Below are 26863 nucleotides of genomic sequence, written 5' to 3'. Positions count from 1 at the left end.
ACTATACTTTTACTGGACAAAGTATACACATGCTCTGCACCGAGATGAAAACTATTGACACTGTACAAACGAACTCCCTAGAATGACTTGTAAAGTTCCCCGATCGAGAGGTTATATAAAAGATTCATATATATGAAATAAGGAGAGAAACTAATGTCATATATCTCCTTCTGGTATAAGAAATGGATAGGCCGGTTCATCTTTCGAAAATTAAATATGGGAATCGGGATATCCCTAATCGCTATTTTCGTACTTTTATGGGCTGTAACCTACAATAGCTTTTACGCCATTCTGGAAAATAAAGAGCAAGAACTATTGAATTCACGAACGGAAAAACTCGGTCTGCAATTCATGGATATGATCGACAAGTTCAAATACGATGCAAGAAGTATCCATCAAGATTCATCAAGCGAGCTGCAAACGAGTATTTACGAGTTGTTTCTTCCCAACCATGTCGCGTTACTTACCGATGATCGGCGTGCGCTTGCCGAACAGAACTACCTGAAGAGCGTTATGACGCTGATGCTGACCAGGAATCCTCTCGCCACATCCGTCATGATGTATAGATTGCAGGATCAACGTTTGTTTTTCGAATCTCCATTACATAGCTACACACTGAATCGTTCGTTCGATTACGCCGGATTTTTTGGTACTTTCTCAAAAAGCTACAGCCATCCCTTCTTTGGCAAGTCCGATGAATTGCTCTTGAATGGCGACACGATGCTATATTTGGTTAACCCTATTTACAACACGCAGAGCATCCATCCCGACAAAGTATATGGTTATCACTTGATGACCGTTAAAGCCGATACGCTGTTACGCGAATTCGATCAGAATAATACCGATTACAAATTGCTGATCAAGCAAAACGATAACGTTCTGATAAGCAGCGCATCCGATAAACAGGTCTTGGGCAAAACCGATGACCTACGATCTGAGCAAACTTTGTCTTCTTACAATTTGACAATCGTCGGCATAAGCCAGAAGGCCGCGCTACAGAGTAAGCTTAATTCCATTAACACCAGAATTTCCATTATCCTTGGGGTCAGCCTGATCGTATGCTTTCTCATGATCCATACGATTCAACGCCTAATCGTAGGCAGGCTTAAGCTGATGAGCCAGCACTTCAAGCAAGTTCAAAGAAATCCTTTTACGATTCATATCCCCGTCCAGGGCGATGACGAAATCAGCGATCTGATGCTTCGATACAATCGCATGACGACTGAATTACAGAACCACATCAATCAGGTGTACGTATCGGAGATCCACAAGAAAAATGCCGAATTCATCGCTTTGAAGATGCAGATCCAGCCGCATTTTCTCTACAATACACTTGAATCCCTAAGGATGCAGGCGATTATCAACGATCAGTCCGCTTTAGCCGAGCAGTTATTTCAACTTGGCAAATTGTATCACTGGATGCTGCAACCTTCCGATGATCTCATTACCGTGCACGAAGAACTTGAACACACCAAAAGTTATTTGAACTTGCTGATGCTTGGAAAGTCGAACCGGGTTGAGATCCATGTTGCTACGGACTTAAACCTGTATAAGTGCAATATGCTCAAATTTACTTTGCAGCCAATTGTCGAAAACGCTATCCAACATGGCAAGCTGGAACAGATTGAACATCCGATCATATCCATCCATATCCGATCGAACTCGGACAAACTGATCATGGAAATAACCAATAACGGTGATAACCTCACATCCAATGATTACGAAAATATCGCGGCGATGTTGAACGGTCCATACGCCTTTCCCGATCGTCATCTCGGACTCAAAAATATTCACGAACGAATTAAGCTTTATTTTGGTGAAGGTCACGGTTTGCGCCTTGTTGCTTCCGACACATCTTCCGTGCCTTTTCGCCTGCTGATGATATTGCCGTACAAATCGTAAAATCTTATCGATCGCATCTAATTCCGGAGGGAACCCATGACCAGCATTCTTATCGTTGACGATGACCGCTATATTCGGGAAGGGTTGAAAAAGCTTGTCGACTGGACTTCGATAGAGATCAGCGAGTTGCTTGAAGCCGAGGGAGGCTACGAGGCGATGGAAAAGATAGAGCGGCATGCTCCTTCCATCGTATTAACGGATATTCGAATGCCCAAAGGCAGCGGATTGGAACTCATTGAGCAAATCCGAAGCCGCGGGCTGGAGACGTTGATCATCGTGCTTAGCGGTTATGACGAATATGAATATATCAGACAGGCAATGAAGTTCCAGGTCGAGGATTATTTGCTGAAGCCCGTGGATGCCACGGAACTAACCGCTATTCTGGCCAACTGCACAGAACGTCTACAGGATCGTTGGATTCAAAACCAAATGCAACGCGAGTCATTTCTTTTGTTGAAAAATAACATTTTGTTGCGCTGGGCTCAAGATCGGATACAGCACGATCAACTGCGAGAAAAGCTGAAGTTTTTGAATTTGTCGCTGCTACAGTACGAGAAATATCAAATCTGTCTTATTTCGTGGCGTTCCATGCACGAGGACAGGCTATCGCCGGCAGAAGAACAATTCCGTTCATTCGCGATATGGAACAGTATGGAAGAAGCTGTGGCGGAGACGGGGAGAGGCATTTGCTTCATCAATGAAACCCGGTTAATTATCGTGTTATTTGTGGGCAACGACAACGATCCGGAAGTATTTCGGGCACAGAACCTGGCTTGGATGAATGACCTGGCTCCCCGTTATGCCGCTATTCTGAAGACATCCTGGATTAACAATTGGGGTGATGTCGTCGATATGCCGTCACGGATACACGAATCTTACAATAATGCGCTAACCGCATGGACCAATCATCAGACGGACGCCGTTAACGCCTCTATCGCAATCGTCTCCCGAAACCCGATCATCCGGCAGGTCGAGCGTTACGTGCAAGAAAATTACGGGAACGAGTTATCGCTTCAATTGTTGTCCGATCGATTTGACGTCAATAATGTCTATTTGGGACGTCTGTTCAAGGAAGAAACGGACGAATATTTCAACGATTATCTGAATCGGGTCAGATTGGATCATGCCAAAAGATTGCTTCTCGATACGACATTAAAGGCTTCGGTCATCGCCAATCAAGTCGGCTTTCTAGACTCCAACTATTTTTTCCGAAAATTCAAGATGAAGTACGGGCTTTCCCCAACCGATTATCGCGCTCAAGTTGCTAATACGGAAAATAAATTAATGTAATAACAAAAACAAGCCACCCCGAATTGAAGTGGCTCTCTTCTCTGTTAGTATGACTCTATATTCATTATCAATGTGGCTCTTACTCATTTACCAAGGCTAATTGTTCAACCCTACTGGTATTGGATTTGCGTGCCTCCCCTAGAATAAGCAATCCGATGAACAACGACGCAACGCCAATAAGGATTAGCAAGGCACCCATCTCCAAACCGTAGGCGGATAGCTCGCCCCCCCGATACGCCATTCCGCGCACGATACGATTAAGCCAGTTCATCGGCAACGGCCAGGCGGTAACCTGGAAAAACAGCGGCAGCGCAAGCGGGGAGAGCTGAATTCCTGTAACCAGGAACGAAGGATATATGACGACGCTCATTCGCGAACCGACCTTGGACGGATCTTTGGCCGAATAGCCGAGCAACATTCCCACCAAGGATAAGGCAAAAGAATAAAGCAGCAATGGGATGACGAAAAGATAAGGCGCCGCCTCAAAGCGCAGGCCACCTACTTGCTTTAATAGTCCATAGCTTAGCAGCAATGAGATGGTCGTTAGAACCGCATAAGGAACGCTGCGGACCCATAGCTGCAAAGGCGAAGTCCCGTTCGCAAACAGCCTCCCCTCTTTGCGAAGGCGGGGAGCAACCGCCCCCGCAGCGCCGGATGTCATCATTAATGCGACAATATTTACAAATCCAATGACCATTGTGCCGATTAAGGTTGTTGTCGGATTAAACAACATTCGCTGCTGTAGCGACAATGGAGCGATCAACCCTTTCGACGTATCGGCATCGACACCTTGCTGTGCGAGGCGAGTCATGGAGATCGTCATATTTTCCGTCGTAATGACCTCCTGAATAGCTGTGCGAACGCCGGTAAGCCCCGAAGGCATCGAATTGTCCATTAATATTCCGATATTGGAGGACAGCCCCTGCAGCTTGCGCAACTCTAGTTGGGCGGGAAGAACAATCACCGCAACGGCTCGCTCATTCGCCAGCAAGGTTTCCGGGTCCATACGGTTCGGGAATACGTTCGTCACCTTCATATATTGAGAGGCATTGAGCTTAGCCGTCAACTGTCGAGAATACGCACTATGGTCCTCGTCAATGACCACCACAGGCGATTGGGTAATCTGGTTTTTAGAGAACATGAGCCCAAAGAATATAGCAGCAATGAGCGGAGCAACAAAGATCGCCACGATATATTTGCTGCTCGTGACGTACTTCCACTCTTCAATCAACGATTTCATCAAGGTCCACCTCTGCAGTCATGCCCGGAAGGAGAGCGGCGTTTGCATCTATAGCTATTCTGACGGCATACATGCTTATATCCGCTTGTCCTCTTTCGCGTGTCATTCGCAAGTTGGCAAACTGGGGAGCGGTCGCAACCGTAGTCACAACGCCGTCAACTTCGGCAGAGTGCTCCGTATAGGGAAAATGAATGCTCACACTTTGACCGGCCTTCAGCTTTTGAATTTGGCCTTCTTGCACATAAAAGTCCGCATAGTAGGCGTTTTTTTGCACAATGGCAACCGGCAGCCCTTGCGCTACTCGATCTCCCGCCTTCACTGCAATCTGGCTAACCGATCCGTCAGCCGGTGCGGACACCTCCGCCTCGCCGCCTTCGGCGAATCGAACTTTAAACAAGGGGTCTCCCTGTTTGACGGAATCGCCGACAGTCGCAAGGATATTAACAATTGTCCCTGGATTTTTATCATAGATTACGGTTTTTTGCTCCACCTCAAGTACGGCCTGTTTCCGATTCTCTGCCTTACTCACTGCATCCTTTCCTTTCGTGGCGAGAAGCGAACCTCCTGCGACAAGTACGATGGCGATGATAAAATACGAAACTGATTTTAGCTTCATTGATCCCGTTCTCCCTCTTCATGCCTGCTTTTAAACAGCCTGTTTATTGTTTTTATTTTTTAGATATTTTGTTGCGGCGTTGCCTGCGGCTTCCATAATCACTTCACCCAAAGTTGGATGAGGATGGATGGTCATCGTCAAATCCTCTACAGTCGCTCCCATCTCGATCGCCAAAGCAAGCTCGGATATGAGGGTCGACGCCTCTGCGCCCACAAGTTGAGCACCTAGGACGATCCCGGATTCCGAGTCGGCTATCACCTTTACGAATCCTTCCGCAGCTTTCAGCGCCAAAGCTCTGCCGTTAATCCCGAATGAAGACTTCCCAACGACAACCGGAATCGCTCTTGCTTTGCACTCCGTTTCGCTCAAGCCGACGCTGGCCAGCTCCGGTTCGGAAAAAACGACAAGCGGAATCGCTTTGTAATCGACGACGGAAGATTGGCCCGCAATCGCTTCGGCTGCAACCTTGGCTTCATAAGAAGCTTTATGGGCCAGTGCCGGACCGTCTGTGATGTCTCCGATCGCGAAAATATGCGGAATAGCCGTTCGGCATTGCTCATCCGTATCGATTAATCCTCTGCTCGTGATCGGCAAGCCGATCCGTTCCAGCCCCAGGCTGCCGTCAGTGTTCGGTCTCCTTCCGACGGTCACTAACGCATACTCCGCTCTAACCGAAAACTGATCATCATTTTTTACATAATAGAGGTTTAGTCCGTCTGCATCTTGCTCCGCTTTAACAGCTGTCGCTTCGGTGATCACGGTGATCCCGTCGGCGTTCATCTGCTTGATCACAGGGGCGACAAGATCCGCCTCGAAGCCGGGAAGAACTTGCCGGCCTCCCTCCAAAATGGTCACTTTGCAGCCGAATTTAGCGAACATCTGTCCCAATTCAATGCCAATATATCCGCCGCCTATCACGACTAGACTAGTTGGAATATGAGTTAGCGCCAGAGCTTCCGTAGAAGACAATATGCGTTCGCCAAACGGTAATGCCCGCAGCTCGATCGGACGAGAACCGGTTGCCAATATCGCATTATTAAAAGATATCTGTTGCTCCGATTCCGATTGTTTAATCTTGGCCGTATGTTCGTCAATCAAGCTTGCTTCCCCTTCGAGGACCGTGACTCCAGCCGTTTGCAGCAGGTATCGGACTCCACTGGATTGCTTGGTTACGACCGCTTGCTTGAAAGCCTGAGCGTCCGTGAAGGAATCCAAAGCATCTGAACGACTCCATAGCCTGCGTGAATCGTATCGATGCGCTTCCGCTATCAACGCTTTGGAGGGAATGCAGCCCACATTCGTACACACTCCGCCGATTTGGCCGCGCTCGATGATGATGGTCTTCATTCCAAGCTGCGCCGATCGCACCGCCGCTGCATAACCTCCCGGCCCAGAACCAATGACTAATGTATCCGCTTTTTCAAGTTGGCTCATTTCCAACGAACCTCCTTATCCTAAATATGATGAACGAAATATATTATAACCATCATATTTTGATTCAGTCAACCACCCTATGAAATTGACGCGTTTAATTATGATGACTATAATGTTTTAAAGATCGTTTATACGGATGGAGGTTATATGATGCCATATCCTGAAGGTCATAAAGTTAAAGTTCGGGGCCGTATTATCGAAAGTGCCGCCAAGGCGTTTCGTTCGAACGGAATACGCGACATTAGCGTTCCCTTCATTATGAAAGGTGCCGGTCTGACGCATGGAGGTTTCTATTCGCACTTTGACAATAAGGAGCAGCTGGTGTCGGAAACTTGCAGTTATGCCATAAGGGATACGATCGCGTTGCTGCAGAAAGCGGCGGCCCAAGCGGTGGAAGAACCGAAGATTCATGCGGTCATTCAATTTTATTTAAGCCCGTATCATCGAGATCAAACAGAGATGGGTTGCATACTCCCCGCTCTCTCCGGCGAAATTTCCCGATCATCGGAGGTGGTGCGTCAAGTCTTCACCCGCGAGTTGCAACAAATGATCGATTTTGTCTCCGATCTGGCGGAGATCGATCATTCTACTGGCAGCGCTTTACTCAGTATCATGGTCGGCGCGCTTGTACTGGCGCGATCGGTTAGCGATTCCAAACTGAGCGATAGCCTCCTGGAGGCCGGCAAGCAGCAAGCGAAAGAGCTGATTAAGAAACAATAAAAAAAAGAGCCATTCCTTCAGGCTCACTTGTGATACGGTTCTGCACTCCGACTTGCTGGTACACGAGAATACGTGGGACAACACCGACCGGCTGGCAGCCTCATCGGCGTGACATATCTTGCGTTCCTGAGCAATTGATTTAGGTGTCCGTCTTCTAAAACGATCGAAAGGCACCCGATGAGGGTGCCCCTTTTCATGATGGCTGGTTATCGTTTGAGCTTGTCGGTCAACAAACTTAATTACTTCGCTTCCCCTAGTTGGATCCAGGCCTTCTGTATTTCTTCAATTGCTTGTTCCTTTGTGATATCCTTGCCGATATATTTTTGCATGATTTCGCCGAATTTTTGATGGAAGCTATCCAACGAGAAAATAACGGAGGACTCTCCCGCCTTCTCTGATTGCAGAAGCTCGCCCATGGCAACCGGCATCTGTAGGCCAGGCATTTTACCGCCCTCTAGAGGAGAAATGATTTTCGCTACATCCGGGAACCAAACCTTCCCATAATCCGATGTATACAGCCAGTTAAAGAAATCTTTCGTTTCCTGAAGTACGCTGGAGTCTTTATTAATTCTAAAGGCGACATCAGCACCGGTAATAATCATCGATTTCGAAGGATCGTCATTGATCGGGTAACCCATAATTCCCAATTGAATATTTGGATTTATTTTTAGAATGCCCTCTTCGGCCCATGCCCCTTGTCCTGTCATAATCGCAGTTTTACCGGTAGCAAAGTCAGCGACTTGGGTGCCGTAATCTCTTTCCAATGTCTTCGGCAAACCATGAGCTACCGACAATTCGATGAAATCGAAATATTTCATTAAGAGCGGATGCTCTTCAAAAGTCGTTTTGCCGGCAATAAAGTCTTTTACAAGCTGTTCCGGATTATCGCTTTCCGCATCGAGGAAATGTTGGAAGATATGCTTTTGAACCCACCATTCCTTGTACCCATTAGCAAATGGTGTAATTCCTTTGGCTTCCAACTTATGAATCGCGTCATCTAGTTGATCGATCGTCTTCGGAACCTCGGAAATGCCCGCATCCGCGAATAACTGTTTATTATAGATCAGCGAAAACAAATTGATTTTGAATGGAACTCCCAACACCTTGTCGTCCAGCGTCATATTCTTCTTCGCATTATCCGACAAGGCTGCTGCAAGCGGTTCGTTCGATAGATCCGCGCTATACTCCGCATATTGCTTCAATTCTCCGCCGGCTGTCGACTGAAATACGTCGGGCAGGTCGCCAGCTGCGATCTTTGCCTTCAGCAGGGTCGGATAATCCGCTTGCGTAATCTGCAATTCGATCGTCACGTTGGGCTTAACTTTCTTGTATTCTTTTATTGAATCGTTAAACGCATTCGTATACTCGGGAGAAGCTATAAACATACGAATTGTAGCAGGCTTATCCGAAGTTTGATTGACTTCATTCGGCGTTTCGGACGATGCAACAGATGGCGAACTCTGATTCTCATTCGAATTGTTGCTACCGCAACCAGACAGAAGGCCGACCGTCAGAACAACGCAAGCAAAACCTAGTAACGCCCTTTTCACATTTGATACCACTTTGACCCCTCCGCAAGATTTGAAATGACTTTCACACTTATTATCCAAAAAGGGGCCGTCGGGCAAAATGCAATTAAGTAATGTCTTGCGTGTAATAAAGTGAATACTATCATTCCGCTCTATGTTCCGCTTGAAGAGCCCGATGCTCGGAAGGAGAGAGGCGATAGTAGTTTTTAAAGGCCTTGCTGAAATAGTGACTGTTGCTGTAACCTAACAATTCGGCGATCGATTGAATTTTTAACGTCGGATCGCTCAACAACTCCTTGGCCTTCTCCATTCGAACCTTCTGGACATACTCATAGATGCCAAAGCCTATCTCCTTTTTGAAAAGCTTCATGAGATATTCCCGGCTTAGAAAATACTTGTCTGTAAAAGTCTTGATTTTAATATCTTGAAAATAGTAACGATCGATGTAGATCTTGAGCTCGTTAATGTCAAAAGCTTTATTCAATTGCGAAGACATCGCGATCAACTTACCGATGCTGTCCGCGATTTGCAGCAGCGAGCTCTCGAACTCCATGGCGTCTTTAAATTCTACCGTTTCGCCTGCTATTCGTAAAAGCGACTCAGAAGGCACGCCTGATTCCAGCGCGATATCGTGGAGGAGCAGCTCCAATTCATCTTTAATCCTGTTGGCATTCCCCAAACCCAGATAACCGTAATCGTCAATGGGCTTAATGAAATCTTTGATCACGGAACGACAAAATTCCGCGCTTTCACGCTCGAAAGCATGCCGAAGCAACTGTGTCTTCGCCGCTAGGGTATAAATTTTTGTTTTCTCTTTCTCGCTCGGTCGTGCAAATACGGATTCTTTCCGATTCCAGATGTTGACCGTATCCATAATCTGTTCCGATACGCGATAAGATTCCCCTAATGCAAATACGTCTGTGCAAACTGAACCAATCGCAGCAATCGCGACGACTCCTATCAGTTCGTTCAGTCTCTTGATAAGTCCCTTAATGATCGACGTGACTTGAGCTTCCGAACAATGCCCATTAAGAGACAATACAATCATGATTTCATTAGGCTTTTGCGGATTAGCGAAGCTGAAACAAACCGTTCCCCGCTCATTGGGTTCATTCATGATGTTCGTAACTGCGAAGTGAAGCAGATCCATCTCCCGGTTAAATCTTGAAGCAGCGATCGTGTTCAGATTTAAAATCCGCAGCAATGCCATCTGCCAGTTCATCTGCTCGTAACCCGGATTAAAATACGCCATCCTGGCCTTTACAATCTGAGGATTAAAGTTCTTTTTGATCAAGGAATAGTATGTATGCTGCTTAAGCATCGGCAAAGACATATTGATCGCCATATTCTGTTCGGTCGATACTACTTTTTTCTTTCTCCTCTCATCAAGTCGTGCGACCGCAGTCGCAAGCGCTTGATTAAGCTCGGGTTCCATAACGGGTTTTTGCAAATAGTCGATGGTGTTGGATTTGACCGCCTGCCGCATATACTTAAAATCATTATATCCGCTGACTACGATGGAGATGAGCTCTGGACACTCCGTCTCCGCATACTGAAGGAATTCAGGACCTTCAAGTTCGGGCATACGCATATCCACAATAACAATATCCGGCCTATGCTCCCTTACGGCCTTTAATCCCTCCTTTCCGTTCTCCGCTTCGATAATTTGGCTAATCAAGTGTTTCTCCCAATCCCCGAGCAGCTTGATTGCTTCTTTTAACGGTTCTTCATCGTCAACGATTAACAATTTATACATTCGGTTCACCGCCCGCTCTTGGAATAATCATGCAAGTATCCGTTCCAGATTCGTCGCTATTGATTTCGATGCCGTATTCTTCGCCGTACAAAATTTGCAATCGCGTGTTCACATTCTTAAGACCGATGCTCTCGTTCTCCTGTTGCCGCTCTTCCCACTTTTCTCGTAGGGAACCTCTCACTTGCATTAATCTTTCTCTCTTCATCCCGGGACCGTTGTCCGTAACGCGTATGATCGTGTGGCGGTCGTTCGAATGTGCCGATATGACTATGGTAACGGGCGAAGTTATTTTCTCCACCGCATGCTTTACCGAATTTTCCACCAGCGACTGCAGCGTGAGCCTTAATATTTTCACTTCATACAAGCTTTCATCCAGGTCGTACGCAATATGTAACCGCTTGCCAAAGCGCGCTTTCTGGATAAGCATGTAATTCTCGATGTGCTGGATTTCTTCCCTCAGCAATACGAATTCCTTGCCCCGAATACAATAGCGCAACGTCAAAGCTAGTGCATCTACCATTTTCCTTATTTCGTTTTCGCCGCTTTTCAAGGCTTTGGTTGAGATCGCTTGAAGCGCATTATACAGAAAATGAGGGTTAATCTCCGCTTCCAATGCCTTCAGTATCGCGTTATTCTGCACCAGCTTCATATGATATTTCTCATTGATCAGTTTGCTCGTACGCATGGCCATCAGGTTGAATTGGTTAGATAAATAAGCAATTTCATCCGATCCTCTGACCTTCACCTCTACATCGAAGGCCCCCTCGCTAAACCTTCTCATCTTGTTGGCAAGCAACTTGATTGGCTTGGTAATTGCATTGGCTGTCAGCATATTCAGCAAAATAGATATCGATAAAATAACGGCGCCAATAGAATAACTCAAATCTCGGTTCATTCGAGCGGCTTTGTAAATCTCGTCAAAGGGAATCAGCTTGATCATTCTCCAGCCCGCTTGCTCCTCCACATCAACGATGACCATATATTTTTCGCTTCCATCAGACCAAGTAAAGTGACCCTCCTGCAAATCATTCAAACGATCACGGAAAGCCATATCGTTCAAATGATTCAAAGCTTTCTGACTATTGCCGTAATAAGGCACCAGATTGGCGTCCAGAAGCAGGAGCTCCGCCCCTTCGGTCAGGGGACTATCCTTAATCATTTCGTCCCGATAGGATGAATTTAATACGACCGATAAAATAGCTCTCGGATTGCGATCCACCAAATTGCGAAGTACGCGATGAAAAACAAAAAACGATTCTTCTCCTAACTGGGAATAACCGGTATCCCTACTTAACAGCAACGGCTGAATATATCTATTCTTCTTGTCTTTAACCGCTTGCCCGAACCAGTATTGGCTAGGAATGCTGGCATTATAGGTACTTTTCACCGCAACGTCGTCTCGAGATAAGGAGTACACCTTCTCCTCGTTGATTAAATAAAGATAAATGGCTTCCACATCCGTTCTGGAGTAGAAAAGAACCCTTAAATAGTCTTCTAGATACGCCATGGAAGAATGGTCGTTCGACTCGTTTCGAAGAGCGTTCATGATTGGATCATACCGATACTGCGGAGCCGTAAACTGCGAAATTTCGTCGAAATATTTGCGAACGCTTTTGTTAACCAATTTCAAATTATTCGTGCTTGCCTCCAAAATGGAGTTGCGCGATTCTTTTTCCAACATTTTATACGAAATAATGGTTAGCACACCGATCACTAGAAAAATAATCGACGTAAATAGCAAAATCAGCTTAATGACGATTTTTCGAGTGCAGAATTGAAAAATCGATCGAAGCCCTGAGCCAATGATCTTCTTCATCTACGGAATCAGCCCCTACGATTAGTTCACCTTATTACCTTCAGTTGACCACTTAAGTGTATTCAATCGTCAAATCTCCTTCTCTATAATCGAGAGTATTAGCAATCATATCATCAGAGGTGAAGAAATGAAAAGGATCGGAAAGAAAACTATTGACAGAAAGGATTTCGTTTTATTCACCCTTCCAGCCATGTTATGCGTATTATTCGCATTCTTTATCCCGTTTTTCATGAGCATGAGATACTCCTTCACAGAATGGAACGGCATACAAAAAAGACCAAGCTTTATTGGCCTGGAAAACTTCATAAACATTTTCACTAACGATACGGCATTTATCGAATCGGCTTTATTTACATTGAAGTACAGTATTCTATTCATTGTGCTGGTTAATGTTATAGCCATTATTCTTGCCATCATTCTCGATCAAAAGCTAAGAACATCCACATTGCTTCGTACGGTGTTCTTTATTCCCTACATTATCAGCCTTATTGTCGTCGGATTTATTTGGAAGTTCCTTTTGTCGCAGGGATTTAATTCGCTCAGCGCCATCACAGGATTATCGGTCTTCGATCTCAGTTGGCTTGGGGAGCCACGGTTAGCCTTTATCTCTATTGTTGTCGTGTCCATATGGCAATCGATTGGCTTCTACATCGTGATCTATATCGCGGGATTGCAGTCCATTCCATCGGAATTGCTTGAAGCGTCGACAATTGACGGGGCGGGTCCATTTCAAAAATTTTTTCACATCACGCTTCCCCTTCTGGCCCCTGCGGTTACCATTTCCGTGTTTATGGCTTTGACGAACTCCTTAAAAGTATTCGACATCATCTTGTCTTTGACGGCGGGCGGGCCCGGCGGATCGACTTACAGCATCACGCTGGATATTTATCGCGACACCTTCCAGAACAACATGTATGGTTACGGCACCGCAAAGGCTCTCATCCTATTTATTGCGGTCTTGTTGATCACGTTCATCCAGTTGAAATATTCCAAGAGCAAAGAGGTTGAAGCTTAATGCAAATGAAGAGACGAAAGCTAATTGCGCTTGAAGTTGTGATGGTATTCATTGCGGTTCTGTTTCTGTTTCCGATTCTGATCATGCTCTTGAATTCGTTTAAAACCTTTGGGGAGGTGATGTCCGATGTACTGGCACTGCCCCAAAAACTGCAGTTTTCGAATTATTCGTACGTGTGGAACTATCTCAATTACCCGCGCCTTTTTCTTAATAATACGATTATAACCATTCTTGGTGTGTCCGGAATTATCCTGTTCGGATCGATGGCCGCTTATAAGCTATCTAGAACAAAAACAAGATGGAGCGGAATAATTTACTTTTTTTGCATCGTCCCGATGCTCATTCCCTTCCAATCTATTATGATAGCTGTACTAAAGCTGGCAAAAGAGTTCCACTTATCGGAAAGCACATGGGGATTGGGGATTCAATATTGGGGATTCGGGATTCCGCTCGCTGTCTTCATTTATCATGGTTTTATGAAAAGCATTCCGAGGGAAATCGACGAAAGCGCGATGATAGACGGAGCGTCAGGACTGTACTTGTTTTACAAAATTATTTTCCCGTTATTGCGACCTGTTACGGCGACGATCGTCATCCTTGACGTAATGTGGATATGGAATGATTTCCTCCTCCCGCTTATTATGGTTAACGGATCCGAATCAACACGGACGTTAACGCTCGCCTCTTACATTTTTGTCGGACAATATACGACGGACTGGCAATATACGATGACCGCCATGGTGATGGCCGTATTTCCTTCAATTGTTGTATTCATTCTTCTTCAGAAACACATTGTCAAAGGTGTCGCAGCCGGAGCAGTGAAAGGATAACATGCAAAAATGGCCTTCCGGGTTCGGAAGGCCTTAAATCTTCTATTGCTCGCTCATCGGTTCCCACTGGGCAGCGAAAATGGGTTCGTTGACGGATCCAAGGTCTACCCTCCCGATCCAACCTTGTATATATTGTCACAAAGCCGATTCAGAAGGCTGGACTCATGGCTGACGACAATGACCCCGATGTTTCTGCTTTTGCAGATTCCAAGAAACGCATGCCATATTCGGGCCTGCGTAATCGCGTCCAGCATGGTCGTCATCTCATCGGCAATAATATATTTGGTAGCAGGATTCAGCGAACGGACAATACAGAAGCGTTGCTTCTCACCTCCGGATAGCTCAACAGGCCATCGGTTCATCCATTCCTCACGTATTTCGAATGCATCAAGAATGTCCTGTGACGGAGTATATGATTCGATCAATACGTCCCGCATACGCCACTTGGGGTTAATCGCCTTTTCCGGATGCTGATAAATCAACTGTACCGGACGAAAGGCTCGCCGTTCCAAAGTCTTATGTCCGATCGATACACGACCTATGCGAGGCGAGATATAACCGGCTAAAATGCGAGACAGGGTCGTTTTGCCACACCCGCTATAACCGGATAAACCGAGCACCTCGCCCGGTGCAACTGATAGGTTGGTATCTTTTATGATCCAACGGTCCTTTTGATAATAGTGACCCAAATTCTCCCCGATCAGTGGCAATTTATCTCACCGCCTCTCTCTTAAATTCCAAATCAAAATCATTTTGCGGCAAAGCTCTCCATAGCCTTTGAGTGTATTCGGTTTTCAGTCGTTCTCCGTTACCTTCGAAAGCAGACGCTTCGGATATTTCTACGGTCGCCCCGTCCTTGATGACTGCCACTCGATCCGCGATTTCGAGCGCCGATATGATGTCGTGGGTGATCAGCATGACCCCCGCACCGTCTTCCGCAAATTGTTTGAGTTGCCTTAAGATTTCGGAAAGCGCCTGTGGATGGATTCCTGGCGTCGGTTCATCGGCGATGACGAGTCTGACTCCCTCCCGAACGCTAGTCGCAAACAATACCCTGCGGAGCATTCCGCCTGATAGTTCGAAAGGGAACAGTCGACCATCATTTTTCTGAAGACCATACTGAAGAAACAGTTTTTCCTGCTGTGCCCGTGCCGTTCTTGGGTCTAGTCCGATTTGAACTTGCCGCCCTACACGCATGAGAGGATCCAAATAATTAACCGATTGCGGAATGAAGGAAATCTCTCGCCCCCTAAGCTTCTCCATTCTCGCTGGCGTAAGTTCTTCTCCTCTGTAAAGCATCTTGCCGCTAAAGATCGCGTTGCTGGGCAGAATCCCAAGTACGGCATGCGCCAATAAGCTTTTACCCGAGCCGCTGGCCCCCACTACCGCTACAATTTCCCCTTCGTTAATCTCCACATGCATATCCGCTATAGGATGGATGATACGCTTTTGTGTTCCCTTAACATACTGAGAAAAGCCGATTGATAAATGGTCTACCTGCAATAACGGTTTTGTTTGAACGTTGCTCATCGCGTATCCCTCTATTCATTGGCGCTGGAAGGCTCCATTAAAATACGTAACTTTTCGCCAATACTATCAAAACTTTTGATCACGCCTACTAATAGCACCCCTGGGAAAACGACCAACCACCATTTTCCCGTCGAAATGTGGCTCATCGCTTCAGAGAGAATGATACCGACAGCCGGTGTTTGCGGAGAAAGCCCAAATCCCAAAAAAGTCAGCGCGGCTTCATGCAATATCACATGAGGAAACATCAACAAAAAGCCGATCATAAGTTGAGGAAATATAAACGGCAGAATATGCTTTCTGGCTATAAACCATGCAGATTTCCCATAGCTTTTGGATATTTGGATGTATTCAACGTTTTTGATCTGAAGAACCTCCGAGCGAACCAACCGCGCCAACGCCGTCCAATGCGTCAATGAGATGCCGAGTACGATGCCATATACGCCACCGCCTGCAATGAAACAGATCAGAACCATAAAAACGAGATGGGGCATTCCGATAAACAAATCGATCAACCAGGAGATGACAGCATCAACCGTTCTGCCAAAAGTCGCCGCGCATACGCCCATTAAAGTGGCAATGATTACACTAAGCAAGGAGGTGAAGGCTCCTAATGCCAGCGACAGACGCAATCCTTTGATCGTCCGCGTAAACATATCTCGCCCTAGCCAATCCGTGCCGAATAAGTGCTCCAGATTTGGCGCAAGGTTCTTCGCGCTACTCAAGCGAAGATTATCGTTGCTTAGCCAAAAACTAAGAAACAGAATCACCAACAAGAATCCGGAAGAAAAAGCGAGCAATAGAATCATTTTCTTCCGTACATTTAACCCTTCTTGGACCCCCTGCACCTTACATCGCTCCTTTCACACGCGGGTCAACAATCTTATTCAAAAGATCGGCGATCAGATTTCCCGTAAATACAAACAGGGAACTGATTAAAATGATCCCTACCATCAATGGCAAGTCGCCATTAAGTCCAGCCGTAGTCAGGGTGCTGCCTAACCCCGGATAGGCAAAAACTTGTTCCGCCAACATGGAGCCTCCGAACAGCTCGCCGAAATAAGCAAATTGCAGGGAAATGGCCGGGTGGATCGAGTTGCGTACGCCATGGTTTTTGAAAATTTGCCAACTGCTTTCTCCCCTTGCCTTGGCAAAAACAATGAATTCCGTGTTCAGGATATCGATCATCTTCTCGCGAGTATGCATCGCAATATTAGAACCCCCCAAAATGCTCAAGGTCAGCACTGGCAACACAAAATGATGAATTCGGTCTATGAAGCGCACATCGCTTTCCAACACGCCGGCCGGTACAGCCAGCCCCACGGGAAACCACTTTAGCCAAACGGCAAAGACGATTAACAGAATAAGTCCCATCCAGAATATCGGTGTCGATACCAATGTGTAGCTGTACCATTTAATGATTTTATCGATCGTCTTTCCCCGATTCATGGCTGCAACCGTACCAAGCAAATATCCGATCACTCCCGATAAAACCCATGCCACCCCCATTAGGGCGAGCGATGTTAAAAAACGGCTTTGAATAATATCCAGGACCGGGCTGCGATAAAGCAAAGAAGTGCCAAAGTTGCCTTGCAATAACGCCCCGGCCCAGGTGAAATATTGCTCTACCGGACTTTTATTTACTCCCCAGTATGCTTTGAATTTTTCAATCTGCTCCGGTGACGCCGAGCTATCCCCTCCGATATAGGCATTAACCGGATCCATCGGCGACAGATGAATCAGGGAAAAGGTGAGGATGGATAGCCCGATCAATAAAGTAATCACGCGAATAAAACGAAACACGATACTTTTTGTCATGGTTATTTGTCCCATGACCATTCGGTTACGTTACCGAATAATGCCCACTCATGTCCATGCGAATGAACCGGTTGCTTTCCAAGATTCAACTTTTCATTCGCCAGATATAAGTGGTCCACTCGCATTAACCAAACAATCGGCGCATCTCCTTTTCCGCTGAAGCCCGTCGTTCCGTCCCATTGAGCAAGCTTCCAATATTTATTCGCTTCTTCCTGGGAAGTCGCATTTAACGCTTTTTTCAAATATTCATCTACTTTAGGATTTCGATAGTTTGACATGTTGTCGATCCCATTGTTCATTCTTTCGGAGGAATTCATCGAGAACAATTGATGGGGGTGATGCCTTCCTCCTCCCCATACGACTGCTGCGGTCTTGCCTTTGAGATAGATTTCATCCCAGGTAGCGCCAATCGTATTGATTTTAATGCCGAATTCTTTTGCCTGATCAGCGACGGCAAGGGCAAGATCGCTGCGTAGCTGATCGCTGGAGCTAAAGTACATGTCAAACTCGGCTTTGCGACCGTTTTTTTCCACAACACCGTCTTTATTCGTATCTACCCAACCGCCTTCGGCGAGTATTTTTTGGGCAGATTGGATATCGCCGTCCTCGACAATGGTTTTCTCGTTGAACCAAGGCATATTATCGCATAGACAAAATGCTTTTTTGCCATGCCCATCCAGCGCCACATCCAGAAGCTTCTGACGATCCAATCCAATATTAAGCGCCTGGCGAATCGCGAGATCGGAAGTCACATCGTTCCCGATGTTAACTTCATTTCCGTTGGTCATGCCTTTGCCCCCGCTAGGCACGGTAGGCATCATGATTCCGCGGGAGTCAATACTCTCATATGTACGAAGCGTCATTCCATCCACTTTTTGATTCGCAAATGTCGGCGGAACATACACAATATCCGCTTGCCCTGCCTTGGCCGCTGCAAGCGAGGCGTCTTCTGCAAGAAGCAGGAAAGTCAACTTTTTAAACTGAGGCTCTTTACCATACCAATAAGGGTTGTATTCCAGAATAACTTGTTGCCCATCATCGTACTGAACAACCTTATATGGACCAGAACCAATCGGATTTTGGGAGTATTGATCATCGTAGTGCGCTTTCGGAACAATACCGATTTCCGTCAATTGACTTACAAAAGTAGAACGCGGTTCATTAAGCCTGATCACAACTGTATTGCCCTCTGTCACTTCTATTTGCTTAACAAATGATAAATCAAACTTGATGCCGTCTTCCTTGAGCATTTCATACGTGAACTTTACATCTTCAGCAGAAACCTGCTCGCCATTTGAGAATTTGGCTTCTTCCCGTAAAGGGAATGTCCATGTAAGGCCATCCTCGCTTATGTTGTAGGATTTTGCGAGGTCTCCAATAAAGTTGAGATCAGAGTCGATCGCAAGAAGAGAGCTGTGAGTCAAACGAATTTGTGTCATCCCCCAGCCCTTCTTGGGGTCAAACTGTCCCCCATCCATTTTTCCCACGGCAAGCACCAAATCTGTTTTAATCGTTGACGGGTTTTGGGAGGCAGATAGGCTTTCTTGTACCTTAGAATCGGAACCGCATCCTGCCAAAAATAAAAGTGCGCATACTACCCATACACCGTATGGTAAAGTCCATATTTGTTTTTTTCTTTTCATATTCATGACAACCTCCTATAGTTTCATTTCAAGTTTTAAATAACAAATCAATGGTTAACTTCATGCCTCTTCTCTTTTCCCTATAAAATCATGCCAAGAACGCCCCCTTCTTTATTATTCGTAATTATTACGATTAGTAAATTGTAATGATTACTATTAATTGTGTCAATTGTTGATTTGCAGGCCCGGCCAAAAAACAGGCAACCTCCGCAAAATTACGGAGGTTGCCTGTTCTTATTTGCGCAGTCCTTCGTCATCAATGAAAGGCTGCGTTAATAAAATTCACGATTCGGGTTCGCAGTTTATCGCCATACTCTCCGCTTTTATACATATCCGTCCCATGAAATCCGCTCTCATCAATGAGGAGTTCTTTCTGATCCGAGCCGGATGCTTCATACAACTGGCGTACTTGCTTTTCAACCGCTCCATTCATATCTCCCGGCGATACGACAAACAGAGAAGGAGCTTTCAGTTCTTTTATGCTTGGAATGGCATCCAGTTGACCGCATTGTGCAGGGGAAGACAGTATTAGAAGTCCCTGGATGGGCAATGGTTGGCGGACTCCTGAGATAATTGCCGTTGTCCCTCCACAAGAAGCGCCTGCTAGGAAAACTCGTTTTGCTCCTTGACGCGCAAGTTCATTAAGAGCGGCTTCGGCGTCAAGGTCAATTGATTTCATGTTTTCTGTTTTCTGCGAAGCCCCATGAGCTCGATATTCGGGAAGCACGACCAAATAGCCTTGTTCGGCCAGTTCTGTGCCTATATCTAGAAATGAGCAAATACTATAGCCTTGCTCATGGTCAAGCAATATGCCATCGGAACCACTCCCCAATACAAGCGCCGAAAGATAAATATCGTCACTCGTTTTTAACGTTGTTGCATGAGAACGCAGTTCTTCGGGCACGCAACTGTTAACCGGATACCCCTTGTCAGAGAGAACTGTTCGGTCAGGCCAGGCGGATTCATACTGAACCGGGGGAAACTCAGGTGCTTTGGGTACATCAGTTGGCGGTGTTTCCTCTTTAACCGCATCCGTTGGCCGGACACTTGATACTGGCGTTGTAGGTATGACCTGTTTATCCGGTTCAACATCGGATTGGCTTGCACAGCCCGTGGAGGAAACAAATGCAGCAAGGAGAAAGGGAACGGCTAACATTCGTAGCCCTACACTTCGGCGAGAACGTCTGAAGAACGACAAAAGCCTCATTTTATTCATGGTAACTGCTCCTTTATGATAATAGATTACTGAGCTCACGGCGCATCACCGCTGGCACCTTAACTATACAAAACAGATGTCACTAAATCGTCGTTCAGTTGTGGACAAATTGTCTCCAATTGCGACGACATGCCGTTAGCAAGGTTCCTGCTCTGCCAGAAAAAACAGATCAGAAGCTCGCAATCAAATAAAAAAACACCGTTTTGTTTGGTAAAGTGGGAGTGTCAAACTTCCACTGCCAGACAAAAAGGTGTTTTAATTCTTTCCATTATGATCTCAGCAACTCTGTCTCGTTCAATTGCAGACGATAGCTCTTCGCGAGGATATCTCCGTATTGCCTGTCACATTCAAAAGCCCGCTCAAAACCAAGCCGCTCATACAAACGAACGGCAGATTCATTACGATCTGACGTGTGGAGATGAAGCGACTCCGCACCGCCCGCGTGCGCAAGCTCAGCACAAGCACGAATGAGCTCCGTCGCGACGCCTTGGCCGCGCGCAGCTTTGACCACGGCGAGCAGGCGTATTATCGGCGTTGAAATGCCTGCGTATCCGTAGGCTGTCTCCGACGATTCGAACAGAAAGACGCTGCCTACGATTGCCCCGTCGAGCTCGGCGACGAATCGCGCCTTCGTTGCCGCGCCCTTGCCGGCTGCAGCCGCCTCGATTTCCTCTATATAATTCTCCCAAAGTTCCCGGGACAGCGTGTTTTCATATTGTCCGTAAGCGCCCAACAATACGCGCCTGACCGATTCGCGATCGGAGGGCGTCTCTAATCGGACGACAATTCGGCTTTCTGGCATAGCTGCCACCTGCTTTCCGATAGGTTCTACTCGTTTCATCACTATGTTGTGGGCGCGAAGCGCGAAACAGCGAACAGCCGAAGATCTTGCGACGACTTCCGGTGTTCGATCAGATCGGCCGTAATTTCGCCAACGACGCTCGCGAATTTAAAGCCGTGACCGGAAAAACCGCCAGCTAACAGCACATTCGGATATGCGGGGTGGAAGTCGATAATAAAGTTGTCATCAGACGTCATTTCGTACTTACATGCCGCTCCTCGCAACAAACGCCCCGCAGCATCCGGCATGTATGCCTCCAGCGCCGCTCTTATGTCGCCCTCATCCTCGGGGTAGTCGCCAAAAGGCTCGAAAGGCTCGCCTGGCGTCCACTCAACGCCAGTATCGTGCCGCCCGATCTTCACGCCAGCCCCATCGATGCTGGGGAAGCCGTAATAGCCGCCGTTGCGCGTAATTAACGAGAAGCCGGGAAATATCCCTGCATCGAACGCGGCGCCTGACGGCTCAAACCAGCCGACCGTCTTGCGAACAGCCCGGATCGGAAGATGAACGAACGGTTCCAACGTCTTGAACCATGCGCCGGCCGACAATAGGACTTGACCGGCGACGAAGACGTCATCTTTCGTACGGACAGTAACGGAAGTCTGGTCTGCCTTCACTTCCGTGACGAAACAGTTCGTAAGCAGTGTCGCTCCGGCGTTCAGCGCCTGTTGCCTGTAGGCAGCGATGCACTTCTCGCTATACAAGTAACCGGCATCCGGCTCGTACAACGCGCGGAATGTATCGGGAGTCCGGATCCCTTTCCATCGCTTTCCTATTTCTTGCGCATCCAGTAATTCCAGTCGAACGCCATGCTTCCGAGCATCGTCGACTCGAATATCGAACTTGTAGACGTCAGGATCAGCTATACTCAGCACCCCGGCCCGCTCGAGCAGCTTCTCGCCGGTCGCTTCTTCCAGCTCCAACCACCGCTCGTCCGCCCGCAGAGCCATGCGAACATAGGCTTCTCCTCCATGATACACATGACGGATGAGCCGCGGCTCTCCGTGATGGCTGCCGTTCGGGTGCGGCGGATCAAAGGCGTCGATCAACAGTGTTTTCAAACCGCGCTTCGACAGCTCATAACCTGCGCTCATTCCCATCGAGCCGGCGCCGATGACGATAACATCGTATATGTTTCGAATGGCAGTGACTTCCCTTCTCTTATCAAAATAGACTCTCGCATACCCTAGGGCCTGGCATTGAGCTGGTTTAGCGCATCTACAGATAATGCCGCAAAAAAATCCGCTGCTAGAGGCAACGCCTTCTCGTCGACATCAAACGCGGGATGATGCCACTCCGCTGGTCCAGATGTACCGAAAAAGACGAACAGCCCCGGCGTCTCCTGCAAGTAAAAAGCGAAATCTTCGCCAGCCGCCGAAGGTGCAGGCTCAATAGGGTCCAAACCGACTGAAGACGCCACCAATGTCGCTCGTGCGGCCCACTCGCTGTCGTTGATAACCGGCGGTGGTCCATCGTTCCAGTGAACCTTCGCCTTCGCACCGAACGCCGACGATACGCCGACTACGATCTGCTCGAAACGATCGCGCACTACAGCGCGTACACGTTCGTCGAACGTTCGCAGCGTACCTTCGAACTCCGCCTTATCCGGAATAACATTCCAGCTATTGCCGCTATTTAGCCGCGTCACGCTAACAACAGCACTGTCAAGCGATCCGACGTTGCGGCTCACGACCGACTGAAGCGCCGTAATCACATGCGCCGAAACCACGATCGGATCGATTCCGGCTTCTGGAATAGCAGCGTGGCTGCCTCGACCTTCGATCTCGACGATGAAGCCATCCGCCGAAGCCATGATCGGCCCTGCCTTGATGCCAATCGTACCGACGGGCAAGTCGGGCTTATTATGAAGGCCAAATATAGCGCTGACGCCAGCAAGTACGCCGCTCCGAATGACCTGAATGGCCCCTTTCGCCTTCTCTTCAGCCGGCTGGAACAGAAACCGCACTGTCCCCTTTAACTCCTGCTCCCGTTTCTTCAGCAGCAGAGCCGCGCCGAGTATCGCAGCGGTATGAAAATCATGCCCGCAAGCATGCATTTTGCCGGACACGCGCGAGGCGAAAGACAGCCCCGTCTCTTCCTGGATAGGAAGGGCATCGATATCTGCCCGCACGGCAATGATGGGTCCGTCTTGCAAACCGCCTACCTCCGCAATAACACCCGTCTCAAGCGGATACTCGCTGACGATTCGGATACCCGCTTCGATGAGCCAACCGCGAATGGCTGCGGTCGTTTCGAACTCTTCGTGAGACTGCTCCGGGTTTTCATGCAATTGCCGCCTAAAGGCAATCAATTTTTGCTCCAGCGACGCTGTGGCAAATCGGCCCATCGATATACCTCCTCCCCAATTCCGTCAAACCGTCTGCTCTTCGAACGCTTCCTTGAGCAACGTAAAAGAACGGACTCGCTTCTCAAAATGAGGTATGGCTGTTATGAAAATCAGCTCATCTATACCATACCGTTCCGTCAATTCCAGCAGCCGTTTACGAACCGTTTCTTTCGTTCCTTTAACTATATCAATCTCACGCTCTTCAGTCTCATAGGTCTCGCCTGCTTGCCTTGCAAATTCTTCTGCTTTCTCAAGCGTACCGACATTTACCGTTTTGCCGCTTGCCAGCGTGACGCGTATGCTCTTTAACGTTCCTGCGAGTTCGGCCGCTTCCTCTTCCGTATCCGCAACGATGACGGATAGCGCGAGAATGGCTTTTGGCTCTGCGCCTTTCGCCCGATTGAAATTGTTCCGATACTTATCCAATGCGTTTAGCGCCGCTTCCGGATCGCTGTTGATGAACAGGGCGTAAACGTACGGCAACCCCAGTTTAGCCGCAAGCTCGGCGCTGGAAATGCTCGTGCCCAGCAGATGGATATCCGCCGGGATATCGGGTATCGGATTCGCTTGCAGACCTGCAAGCGGATGCTCCTCGTCCGCAGCGCCATTTACAAACTGCACGAGCTCGGCCAGCTTATCGTCAAACGAATCCGCTTGGACGATCCCCTTTTGCAGTGCTTTGGTCGATCTCGGAAGACCTCCCGGTGCGCGGCCAATCCCTAGATCTACACGCCCCTGCGCTAAGTGAGCTAGCACGTTGAAATTCTCAGCCACTTTATATGGACTGTAATGCTGCAGCATTACGCCGCCGGAGCCGATCCGAATGCGCTCGGTTTGCGCAAGTAAATACGAGATCAACACTTCAGGGGAAGAGCCCGCAATATCCGGGGAATCATGATGCTCCGATACCCAGAAACGCTCATAGCCGAGCGCTTCAGCCAATTGAGCCAACTTAATTGTGTTCTCCAGCGCCTTCTTGGGCGTCTGGCCTGGAAATACGGTACTGTGGTCCAATATGCCAAAATGAAGTGCCATTACTTAATCGCTCCTATTTCTATATGGAATACACGCCTTCCGGCGTAATGCGCTTCAAAAACTGCTTCGTACGCTCTTCCTTCGGCGAGACAAATATATCGTTCGGCTTGCCTTCCTCCACGATAATACCTTCGTCCATGAATACGACGTGATTCGCAACGTCATGAGCGAACCCCATCTCATGGGTGACAATTATCATCGTAATGCCTTCCTTCGCAATGTTCCGAATAACGGCAAGCACCTCGCCGACCAGCTCTGGATCGAGCGCGGATGTCGGCTCGTCGAAGAGAATGACTTCCGGGTTCAGCGCGAGCGCCCGCGCAATACCGACGCGCTGCTGCTGACCGCCGGACAATTGACTCGGATAAGCGTTCAGCTTGTTGCCGAGCCCTACTTTTTCCAACAACTCAATGCTCCGGCGACGCGCCTCCTCCTTCTCCACCTTCTGGACGACGACAAGACCTTCCATCACATTCTCGAGCGCCGTTTTATGGCGGAACAGATTATATTGCTGGAACACCATTGCCGTCTTCCCGCGCAGCGTATGGATGTCCTTCTTGGACGGACGCTTGCAGTTCACCGTAAAATCGTCGATTGTAATTTCGCCGTCACTCGGCTTCTCTAGATAGTTGATACAGCGCAATAGCGTCGTTTTGCCGGAGCCGCTCGGGCCGAGTATCGCCACGACCTCGCCTTTCTCAACAACGAGATCGATGCCCTTCAGCACCTGCAGACGACCGAATGACTTCGTTATATTTTGAAGCTTGATCATGCGACGCCTCCGCGATTATAGACGTTAATTCGTTTCTCCAGAAGTCCCGACAATTGTTCGATTAGCACCGTTAATCCCCAGTACAAGATGGCAGCAGCCAAGTAAGCATCAAAGAACTTCCAATTGGTCGAAGCGACGATCTGGGCCTTGGCGTTAATATCGACGACCGTTAATGAGAAGACAAGCGTCGAGCCATGCAGCGCGCCGATCAACGCATTCGTCAGATTCGGCAAGCTAACGGCGAACGCCTGCGGGAGTACGATACGTCGCAGCGCCTGCGGTGTCGTCATCCCTACCGCGTAAGCCGCTTCGATCTGACCGCGATTCACGGCAAGCATGCCGGAGCGGACAACTTCAGACAAATAGGCGCCCGACGTAATCGAAAAGGAAAGATATGCGAAGCCGATCATCGGAATAGACGCCGCTCGGAACGACCAGCCAAACGAATCGGACAGCCCGTTCACGAGCATAGGCAGCCCGTAATAGATGAGCAGCAGGTGTGTCAACATTGGGGTGCCGCGGATAACGGTCACATACGCGCTTGCGATTGGATTCAGAACCGGCACGCGATAAATACGAATTAAGGCGACGATCGTTCCGATGAGCGTACCGAAAAGTATCGACACCATGGTGACGTTAAGCGTTGTCGGCACTGCGCTCAACAGTTCCACGAGCGCGGTCCAAATAAATGAAGGGTCCAACTTCACGTTCATTGCCCTCCCTTGTTCAGTGAGGCATCAGGTGCCGGGCGGCGTTTTTGCCATAATTTAAAGGATCTGGCTTGCTTCGAGGACGATATCGGCTGCTCGTGCCGAAGCATGCGACGCTCGATGAACTGAAACGCCCGTTCAAGCAGCAGGCTAATCATGAGATAGATAATTGCAAGACCGATGTACGCCTCCATAAAGTGCTGCGCCAGCAACCCAAGCGATCGCGCCTTCGACGTCAGCTCCATAACGCCGAGTGTAAAAGCAAGCGAAGTGTCCTTCAGCGTCCCGATCGTTACGTTCGCAAAGATCGGAATTGCAATCGCGAGCGCCTGAGGGAGCACGATTCGCCTAAACGCCTGCAAGCCGTTCATTCCGACTGCATATGCCGCTTCGATTTGTCCGCGATCAACGGAGGTAACCGCCGACCGGATCCCCTCCGAAATATACGCTCCGACGTTTAGCCCGTATGTCGCAATGACAAAAACGAGCACTGGCACCCTTGAAAGATCGATGCCTTGCAGCTTCAACACTTCAGGCAATCCGTAATAAAACAAAAATAACTGGATCAAGATTGGCGTTCCGCGAAAAAAAGAGGCGTATAGTTTAGACAAGCTCTGCAAGACAGGGATGCGATAAAGCCGAGGCAGGGCGGCGAGAAACCCGACGCCCAAACCTACGATCAAGGAACCTGCAACGATTAACAATGAAATTCGGATATAGGGAAGCAGTTTAACTGCGTATTCGAATACATACGAAATGTCGAAAGGTACTTCTATGGTGAGTCACCCTTTCAAGAGCGCGAAAAT

At 48.0% G+C, this 26863-nt stretch carries 24 protein-coding genes; 5 read left to right on the top strand and 19 right to left on the bottom strand.

Annotated elements, in window-relative coordinates:
* Positions 1 to 153: 153 nt before the first annotated feature.
* Together FPZ45_RS01350 and FPZ45_RS01345 are read left to right on the top strand one after the other, a co-directional pair.
* On the top strand, positions 154 to 1902 hold the full coding sequence (locus FPZ45_RS01350) for a sensor histidine kinase (protein ID WP_144697614.1): 1749 nt from the start codon (positions 154 to 156) through the stop codon (positions 1900 to 1902).
* A gap of 36 nt (positions 1903 to 1938) precedes the next feature.
* Positions 1939 to 3192 (top strand): response regulator transcription factor, encoded by a 1254-nt coding sequence (locus FPZ45_RS01345; RefSeq protein WP_144697612.1) that lies wholly within the window; start codon positions 1939 to 1941, stop codon positions 3190 to 3192.
* A 79-nt stretch (positions 3193 to 3271) separates the two neighbouring features.
* Here FPZ45_RS01345 and FPZ45_RS01340 read toward each other — a convergent pair whose 3' ends face one another.
* The 3 genes from FPZ45_RS01340 to lpdA are packed head-to-tail and all read right to left on the bottom strand — an operon-like array spanning position 3272 to position 6482.
* Complete coding sequence (locus FPZ45_RS01340; RefSeq protein ID WP_144697610.1) at positions 3272 to 4432, bottom strand: ABC transporter permease; 1161 nt, start codon at positions 4430 to 4432, stop codon at positions 3272 to 3274.
* Complete coding sequence (locus FPZ45_RS01335) at positions 4416 to 5048, bottom strand: biotin/lipoyl-containing protein (RefSeq protein ID WP_144697608.1); 633 nt, start codon at positions 5046 to 5048, stop codon at positions 4416 to 4418. The genes FPZ45_RS01340 and FPZ45_RS01335 overlap by 17 nt, the downstream gene beginning before the upstream one ends.
* A 30-nt stretch (positions 5049 to 5078) precedes the next feature.
* Positions 5079 to 6482 (bottom strand): dihydrolipoyl dehydrogenase, encoded by a 1404-nt coding sequence (gene lpdA / locus FPZ45_RS01330; RefSeq protein ID WP_144697606.1) that lies wholly within the window; start codon positions 6480 to 6482, stop codon positions 5079 to 5081.
* Between the two features lie 150 nt (positions 6483 to 6632).
* Here lpdA and FPZ45_RS01325 point away from each other — a divergent pair, with 150 nt between their 5' ends.
* Entirely contained in the window at positions 6633 to 7202 is a 570-nt protein-coding gene (locus FPZ45_RS01325; RefSeq protein WP_144698333.1) for a TetR/AcrR family transcriptional regulator, read from the top strand.
* 239 nt (positions 7203 to 7441) lie between these two features.
* On the opposite strand, the gene FPZ45_RS01320 is transcribed toward FPZ45_RS01325, so the two are convergent.
* The 3 genes from FPZ45_RS01320 to FPZ45_RS01310 all read right to left on the bottom strand — a co-directional run bounded on the left by FPZ45_RS01320 (position 7442) and on the right by FPZ45_RS01310 (position 12303).
* Positions 7442 to 8764 carry an ABC transporter substrate-binding protein gene (locus FPZ45_RS01320; RefSeq protein WP_246120271.1) on the bottom strand — a complete coding sequence of 441 codons (1323 nt, stop codon included), beginning with the start codon at positions 8762 to 8764 and terminating at the stop codon, positions 7442 to 7444.
* A 109-nt stretch (positions 8765 to 8873) separates the two neighbouring features.
* A complete protein-coding gene (locus FPZ45_RS01315) occupies positions 8874 to 10487 on the bottom strand; it encodes a response regulator (RefSeq protein WP_144697603.1) in 1614 nt (537 codons plus the stop codon).
* The gene (locus tag FPZ45_RS01310; protein ID WP_144697601.1) at positions 10480 to 12303 is read right to left on the bottom strand and encodes a sensor histidine kinase; all 1824 of its coding nucleotides are present in this window, start codon (positions 12301 to 12303) and stop codon (positions 10480 to 10482) included. Before FPZ45_RS01310 ends, FPZ45_RS01315 begins: the two co-directional genes overlap by 8 nt.
* A 127-nt stretch (positions 12304 to 12430) precedes the next feature.
* Between FPZ45_RS01310 and FPZ45_RS01305 the strand changes: the two genes are divergently transcribed.
* Both FPZ45_RS01305 and FPZ45_RS01300 read left to right on the top strand, forming a co-directional pair.
* Positions 12431 to 13318 carry a carbohydrate ABC transporter permease gene (locus FPZ45_RS01305; protein WP_144697599.1) on the top strand — a complete coding sequence of 296 codons (888 nt, stop codon included), beginning with the start codon at positions 12431 to 12433 and terminating at the stop codon, positions 13316 to 13318.
* Positions 13318 to 14148: a carbohydrate ABC transporter permease gene (locus tag FPZ45_RS01300; RefSeq protein WP_144697597.1), complete on the top strand. Its 831-nt coding sequence runs from the start codon at positions 13318 to 13320 to the stop codon at positions 14146 to 14148. The genes FPZ45_RS01305 and FPZ45_RS01300 overlap by 1 nt, the downstream gene beginning before the upstream one ends.
* Positions 14149 to 14252: 104 nt before the next feature.
* Here FPZ45_RS01300 and FPZ45_RS01295 read toward each other — a convergent pair whose 3' ends face one another.
* The 13 genes from FPZ45_RS01295 to FPZ45_RS01235 form a co-directional block, all read right to left on the bottom strand.
* Positions 14253 to 14858, bottom strand: coding sequence for an ABC transporter ATP-binding protein (locus FPZ45_RS01295; protein ID WP_144697595.1), 606 nt, complete (start codon positions 14856 to 14858; stop codon positions 14253 to 14255).
* A 1-nt stretch (position 14859) separates the two neighbouring features.
* Complete coding sequence (locus FPZ45_RS01290) at positions 14860 to 15678, bottom strand: ATP-binding cassette domain-containing protein (RefSeq protein ID WP_144697593.1); 819 nt, start codon at positions 15676 to 15678, stop codon at positions 14860 to 14862.
* An 11-nt stretch (positions 15679 to 15689) separates the two neighbouring features.
* A complete protein-coding gene (locus FPZ45_RS01285; protein WP_144697591.1) occupies positions 15690 to 16484 on the bottom strand; it encodes an ABC transporter permease in 795 nt (264 codons plus the stop codon).
* A gap of 40 nt (positions 16485 to 16524) precedes the next feature.
* On the bottom strand, positions 16525 to 17493 hold the full coding sequence (locus FPZ45_RS01280; protein WP_144697589.1) for an ABC transporter permease: 969 nt from the start codon (positions 17491 to 17493) through the stop codon (positions 16525 to 16527).
* Positions 17494 to 17495: 2 nt separating this feature from the next.
* Positions 17496 to 19142: an ABC transporter substrate-binding protein gene (locus FPZ45_RS01275; protein WP_222430753.1), complete on the bottom strand. Its 1647-nt coding sequence runs from the start codon at positions 19140 to 19142 to the stop codon at positions 17496 to 17498.
* Positions 19143 to 19392: 250 nt separating this feature from the next.
* A complete protein-coding gene (locus FPZ45_RS01270; protein ID WP_246120270.1) occupies positions 19393 to 20352 on the bottom strand; it encodes an alpha/beta hydrolase family protein in 960 nt (319 codons plus the stop codon).
* A gap of 268 nt (positions 20353 to 20620) precedes the next feature.
* Positions 20621 to 21154, bottom strand: coding sequence for a GNAT family N-acetyltransferase (locus FPZ45_RS01265; RefSeq protein ID WP_144697587.1), 534 nt, complete (start codon positions 21152 to 21154; stop codon positions 20621 to 20623).
* Positions 21155 to 21195: 41 nt separating this feature from the next.
* A complete protein-coding gene (solA, locus tag FPZ45_RS01260; RefSeq protein WP_281284878.1) occupies positions 21196 to 22335 on the bottom strand; it encodes an N-methyl-L-tryptophan oxidase in 1140 nt (379 codons plus the stop codon).
* 44 nt (positions 22336 to 22379) lie between these two features.
* Positions 22380 to 23540, bottom strand: coding sequence for an amidohydrolase (locus FPZ45_RS01255; protein ID WP_144697583.1), 1161 nt, complete (start codon positions 23538 to 23540; stop codon positions 22380 to 22382).
* 24 nt (positions 23541 to 23564) lie between these two features.
* On the bottom strand, positions 23565 to 24575 hold the full coding sequence (locus FPZ45_RS01250) for an LLM class flavin-dependent oxidoreductase (protein WP_144697581.1): 1011 nt from the start codon (positions 24573 to 24575) through the stop codon (positions 23565 to 23567).
* Between the two features lie 19 nt (positions 24576 to 24594).
* Positions 24595 to 25347 carry an amino acid ABC transporter ATP-binding protein gene (locus FPZ45_RS01245; RefSeq protein WP_144697579.1) on the bottom strand — a complete coding sequence of 251 codons (753 nt, stop codon included), beginning with the start codon at positions 25345 to 25347 and terminating at the stop codon, positions 24595 to 24597.
* Complete coding sequence (locus FPZ45_RS01240) at positions 25344 to 26054, bottom strand: amino acid ABC transporter permease (RefSeq protein WP_144698326.1); 711 nt, start codon at positions 26052 to 26054, stop codon at positions 25344 to 25346. Before FPZ45_RS01240 ends, FPZ45_RS01245 begins: the two co-directional genes overlap by 4 nt.
* A 2-nt stretch (positions 26055 to 26056) precedes the next feature.
* A complete protein-coding gene (locus FPZ45_RS01235) occupies positions 26057 to 26833 on the bottom strand; it encodes an amino acid ABC transporter permease (protein WP_144697577.1) in 777 nt (258 codons plus the stop codon).
* Between the last annotated feature and the right edge of the window lie 30 nt (positions 26834 to 26863).

The sequence above is a fragment of the Cohnella terricola genome, assembly GCF_007786475.1.
Taxonomy (GTDB): domain Bacteria; phylum Bacillota; class Bacilli; order Paenibacillales; family Paenibacillaceae; genus Cohnella; species Cohnella terricola.
This window is presented reverse-complemented; position numbering and strand designations above follow the sequence as displayed.

What these genes read in the sequence shown, in the direction of transcription:
- FPZ45_RS01315 (WP_144697603.1), bottom strand. Translation starts at nt 10,487, where the DNA reads ATGTATAAATTGTTAATCGTTGACGATGAAGAACCGTTAAAAGAAGCA.
- FPZ45_RS01255 (WP_144697583.1), bottom strand. Translation starts at nt 23,540, where the DNA reads ATGGGCCGATTTGCCACAGCGTCGCTGGAGCAAAAATTGATTGCCTTT.
- FPZ45_RS01350 (WP_144697614.1), top strand. Translation starts at nt 154, where the DNA reads ATGTCATATATCTCCTTCTGGTATAAGAAATGGATAGGCCGGTTCATC.
- FPZ45_RS01290 (WP_144697593.1), bottom strand. Translation starts at nt 15,678, where the DNA reads ATGAGCAACGTTCAAACAAAACCGTTATTGCAGGTAGACCATTTATCA.
- FPZ45_RS01310 (WP_144697601.1), bottom strand. Translation starts at nt 12,303, where the DNA reads ATGAAGAAGATCATTGGCTCAGGGCTTCGATCGATTTTTCAATTCTGC.
- FPZ45_RS01280 (WP_144697589.1), bottom strand. Translation starts at nt 17,493, where the DNA reads ATGACAAAAAGTATCGTGTTTCGTTTTATTCGCGTGATTACTTTATTG.
- FPZ45_RS01270 (WP_246120270.1), bottom strand. Translation starts at nt 20,352, where the DNA reads ATGAATAAAATGAGGCTTTTGTCGTTCTTCAGACGTTCTCGCCGAAGT.
- FPZ45_RS01335 (WP_144697608.1), bottom strand. Translation starts at nt 5,048, where the DNA reads ATGAAGCTAAAATCAGTTTCGTATTTTATCATCGCCATCGTACTTGTC.
- FPZ45_RS01265 (WP_144697587.1), bottom strand. Translation starts at nt 21,154, where the DNA reads ATGCCAGAAAGCCGAATTGTCGTCCGATTAGAGACGCCCTCCGATCGC.
- FPZ45_RS01300 (WP_144697597.1), top strand. Translation starts at nt 13,318, where the DNA reads ATGCAAATGAAGAGACGAAAGCTAATTGCGCTTGAAGTTGTGATGGTA.
- FPZ45_RS01275 (WP_222430753.1), bottom strand. Translation starts at nt 19,142, where the DNA reads ATGAATATGAAAAGAAAAAAACAAATATGGACTTTACCATACGGTGTA.
- FPZ45_RS01245 (WP_144697579.1), bottom strand. Translation starts at nt 25,347, where the DNA reads ATGATCAAGCTTCAAAATATAACGAAGTCATTCGGTCGTCTGCAGGTG.
- FPZ45_RS01285 (WP_144697591.1), bottom strand. Translation starts at nt 16,484, where the DNA reads ATGATTCTATTGCTCGCTTTTTCTTCCGGATTCTTGTTGGTGATTCTG.
- FPZ45_RS01305 (WP_144697599.1), top strand. Translation starts at nt 12,431, where the DNA reads ATGAAAAGGATCGGAAAGAAAACTATTGACAGAAAGGATTTCGTTTTA.
- FPZ45_RS01345 (WP_144697612.1), top strand. Translation starts at nt 1,939, where the DNA reads ATGACCAGCATTCTTATCGTTGACGATGACCGCTATATTCGGGAAGGG.
- lpdA (WP_144697606.1), bottom strand. Translation starts at nt 6,482, where the DNA reads ATGAGCCAACTTGAAAAAGCGGATACATTAGTCATTGGTTCTGGGCCG.
- FPZ45_RS01250 (WP_144697581.1), bottom strand. Translation starts at nt 24,575, where the DNA reads ATGGCACTTCATTTTGGCATATTGGACCACAGTACCGTATTTCCAGGC.
- FPZ45_RS01325 (WP_144698333.1), top strand. Translation starts at nt 6,633, where the DNA reads ATGCCATATCCTGAAGGTCATAAAGTTAAAGTTCGGGGCCGTATTATC.
- FPZ45_RS01340 (WP_144697610.1), bottom strand. Translation starts at nt 4,432, where the DNA reads ATGAAATCGTTGATTGAAGAGTGGAAGTACGTCACGAGCAGCAAATAT.